Annotated in this window: 3 protein-coding genes and 1 pseudogene; all 4 read left to right on the plus strand. The window is 42.1% G+C overall.

The window, feature by feature from the left end:
- Window positions 1–353: pseudogene (locus EI164_RS15215) on the plus strand (xanthine dehydrogenase molybdopterin binding subunit); the annotation flags it as partial.
- Complete coding sequence (locus EI164_RS15220) at window positions 346–1,398, plus strand: XdhC family protein (RefSeq protein ID WP_318779563.1); 1,053 nt, start codon at window positions 346–348, stop codon at window positions 1,396–1,398. The pseudogene EI164_RS15215 and the gene EI164_RS15220, both read left to right, overlap by 8 nt.
- Window positions 1,399–1,441: 43 nt before the next feature.
- Window positions 1,442–2,560 (plus strand): guanine deaminase, encoded by a 1,119-nt coding sequence (guaD, locus tag EI164_RS15225; protein ID WP_225739340.1) that lies wholly within the window; start codon window positions 1,442–1,444, stop codon window positions 2,558–2,560.
- A gap of 117 nt (window positions 2,561–2,677) precedes the next feature.
- Complete coding sequence (locus tag EI164_RS15230; protein ID WP_192520798.1) at window positions 2,678–3,379, plus strand: hypothetical protein; 702 nt, start codon at window positions 2,678–2,680, stop codon at window positions 3,377–3,379.
- Window positions 3,380–3,382 lie beyond the last annotated feature (3 nt).

Below are 3,382 nucleotides of genomic sequence, written 5' to 3' on the forward strand. Positions count from 1 at the left end.
GTACTACGCTATGCTTTAGGTTGGCAATATATCTCTGGTTTTGCGTAAGTCCTAATAAGAAAAACCCAGAGCTGACCATGCCAGCTACGCCAGAAGCTGTATTGAAATCTGTCATGCGCTTACAAGGCCAAGCGTGGGAGATTTTAGAGCGTATAGATACTGATGCGGTTGAAAGCTTGACCTCAGTGGATGATAACTGCGGTATCGATGATGATCGAGTACAGCCACAACAAGTGCCTCATAGCAAAGATATCCATTTGCCAGCAACGGAAGGTACACTGATGGATGAACAGCCTGAGGCGATACAAGATCCTAATGTATCAACGGCTAGAGGACCTGCACACGGTGAGTAATGAATCAGCACCACAAACCTCATCACTATTATCAGGACTATCTTTGGTACCAGCGCCAAGGCGTTGGTATGAGGGACTGTCGCAGTATCAAAATCAGGGTGTCGCGCATGTCTTGGCCACGGTCATTGCTGTCAATGGCTCAGCACCTCGAGAGTTGCAGTCTAAAATGATTGTTACGCTTGATGACTGCTGTGACACATTGGGTGGTGGCAGTCTTGAGCATGATGTGACGATAACGGCTAGGAAGCTACTGAAAGGTGAGCTAGATACAGATGCATCCAATGATACTAAACCCTCAAAAAAAGGCAGGTCTGAAAAAGCCAAAGCTGTCCGCCGCGATGTGGTATACACCAAGCATTATCCATTAGGTGCCAAGTTGGCGCAGTGCTGTGGTGGTAGTGTCACTGTGATGTTTGAGTGTTTTAACGTGACGCCGCCGATGTCGTTATTGGTATTCGGTGCTGGACACGTAGCCGCCTCGTTAATGAGTTTACTTGCTGAGTTACCTTGTCAAGTAGACTGGGTGGATAGCCGAGCTGAAATGTTTGAACGATACGTAAAGAGGGGTATAGATACGCTGGACCAACCCGTCACTTATCAACTTCCTGCACATATCCGTCCACATATTGAAGAAGATCCTGTGGATTTCATTCGACCATTCATTGATAAAAGTCGCCAATATGCATCAGTAAATTCAGTAAACAAAGGTACTCAGTATTTTATTTTGGTCATGACGCATGATCATAGTCTTGATTTTGAGTTGGTGCGTGCTGCATTGGATCTCTCTTTAGAGATGGATGCAGATTCTCATGAGGCCAATACTGACGATGATGATAGTGCATTACAGTTTATGCCTTATCTTGGCTGTATTAGCTCAAAAACCAAAGAAAATCGTTTTAGAACTCGCTTGCTTCAGCGTGGTTATAGTGAGCAAGTAATTAATAAATTGACCATGCCAATTGGGCTTGAGATTGGTGGCAAAGAACCAATGGCCGTCGCTATCTCCATCGTTGCCCAAGTTCTGCAGCTTTATCATCAGTCGTAAATATCACTTTATATAACTGATACACCTTAATTTGAGATTTTTTATGACCATACATATTTATCAAGCACAGTTACTGCACTACCTTACCGAAGATGACTTAGCTGCCAGATCTAAAAAAACAAACACTGCGGCAGAGGGTTTGAAAAACCCCAGTCCTTTAAATATTACAGCAGTAGAGAAAAACGTTACATTACAGCCTGTGATTGCTGGTGTAAATATTTATCCTGAGTACATTGCTGATGGTGCATTGGTGGTCGATGATACGACAGGTCTAGTCGTGGATTATGGAAATTGTGCATCAATGATGTTGCAGTATGCCAACCAGAGTGAGCAAGAAAATAAAGCGCCAGTACAAATTCATGACTGTAAGCACAATCTTATTATGCCGGGCTTTATCGATACGCATGTACATTATCCACAGATAGATATGGTGGCTGCTTTTGGAGAGCAGTTACTGGATTGGCTCAATAATTATACCTTTGTCACTGAGGCCAGTTTTGGTGATCCAAAGGTTGCCCATGATACTGCACAGTTCTTTTTGAACCAATTGCTTGCCAACGGTACGACGAGTGCATTGGTGTTTTCGACCAGTCATCCGCAATCGGTAGAATCGTTCTTTACGGAAAGTGCCCGGCTGAATACGCGTATGATTACGGGCAATGTACTGATGGATCAAAACGCACCTGAGAATCTTTGTGTGTCTACTGAACAAGGTATACGAGATACGCAGAATATCATTGATCAATGGCATGAGCATGGGCGTCAGCATGTGGCCATTACGCCAAGGTTCGCAATTACCTCAACACCAAAACAATTGCAAATGACAGGTGAGCTATACCGCAGTTACGATAGTGTTTATCTGCAAACACATTTGGCAGAAAACCTTGATGAAATCGCTTTTGTCCGTGAGCTGTATCCCAATCACAAAGGTTATCTGGACGTTTACCACGACATGGGCTTACTCGGTAGACGAACCACATTGGCACATGGTATCTACCTTGAGACTTCAGAATATGAGGTGTTACGCGATACAGGCACTCAAATAGCGCATTGTCCAACTTCCAATTTATTTTTGGGCAGTGGTCTGTTCGATTTGTCCAAAACCTTGAGTTATACGGGCGTGAGTATCGCCACTGATGTAGGTGTCAATTCCAACAATTAATGTCAAATTCCAAGAATAGATGTCAAAAACACCTCTTTATCTCTCTTTGTTCACTCAAAACACCCTTCAAAAAAATAGCTAACTCGCCACCTAGATCAAGCATGCTGGGGGTGAGTTATGTTTGATGCATTGTTCGATTCTAACGGCAAAAAAGTTAAATACATGGGTATGGTAAATATCAAAAGATACTTTGAGATATGTTTAGGAAGTTACTATAACCCAGAGACTGAATACATCGTACTGTGGTATGGAAAAATATACTATCACCGTAGACGCAAAACGGTTCAAGTGTACTTTTTAAACTCTACTACCAATAAACAAGTTGTAGTTGGAGTATCAATTAAATCAATTTTGAAATTACCCATAGGATCTATTTGGGTAGAGGGGAAGTGCGAAGAAAAGTACGAATTTGAAACTTTATATACCAAGCTAGATGCTTATGACAATAAGAAATACAAGCGCCCAAACCTTACCTATACTAACCATTATGGCATCTCAAAGGATAAGGGCGAGTATATTCTCAAGCCTGATAGCTATCCAGTTGATGACATCAAAACAGACTCTAATTCCAACATCGTCGTACATACAGATACTGTTAAAATAATCATCCCATCGGTCTTGTTCTTTGTTGCGCACTATGGGGTATCAAAAGAGATTAATAAAGTTCTTATTAGCTGGCATAAACAGGAGGTCGAAGAGAGACTTAATCTAAATGATGGATATGGTGATCTAATTACTATTCCTGATCGATGCGTAATTGCCGACGCCGGAGTTTTTCAAGGTAGTTGTCACCATCAAGCTAAATTAAGCGGCTTGTAATCT

This window comes from Psychrobacter sp. FME13 (assembly GCF_014861395.1).
Classification (GTDB): Bacteria; Pseudomonadota; Gammaproteobacteria; order Pseudomonadales; family Moraxellaceae; genus Psychrobacter.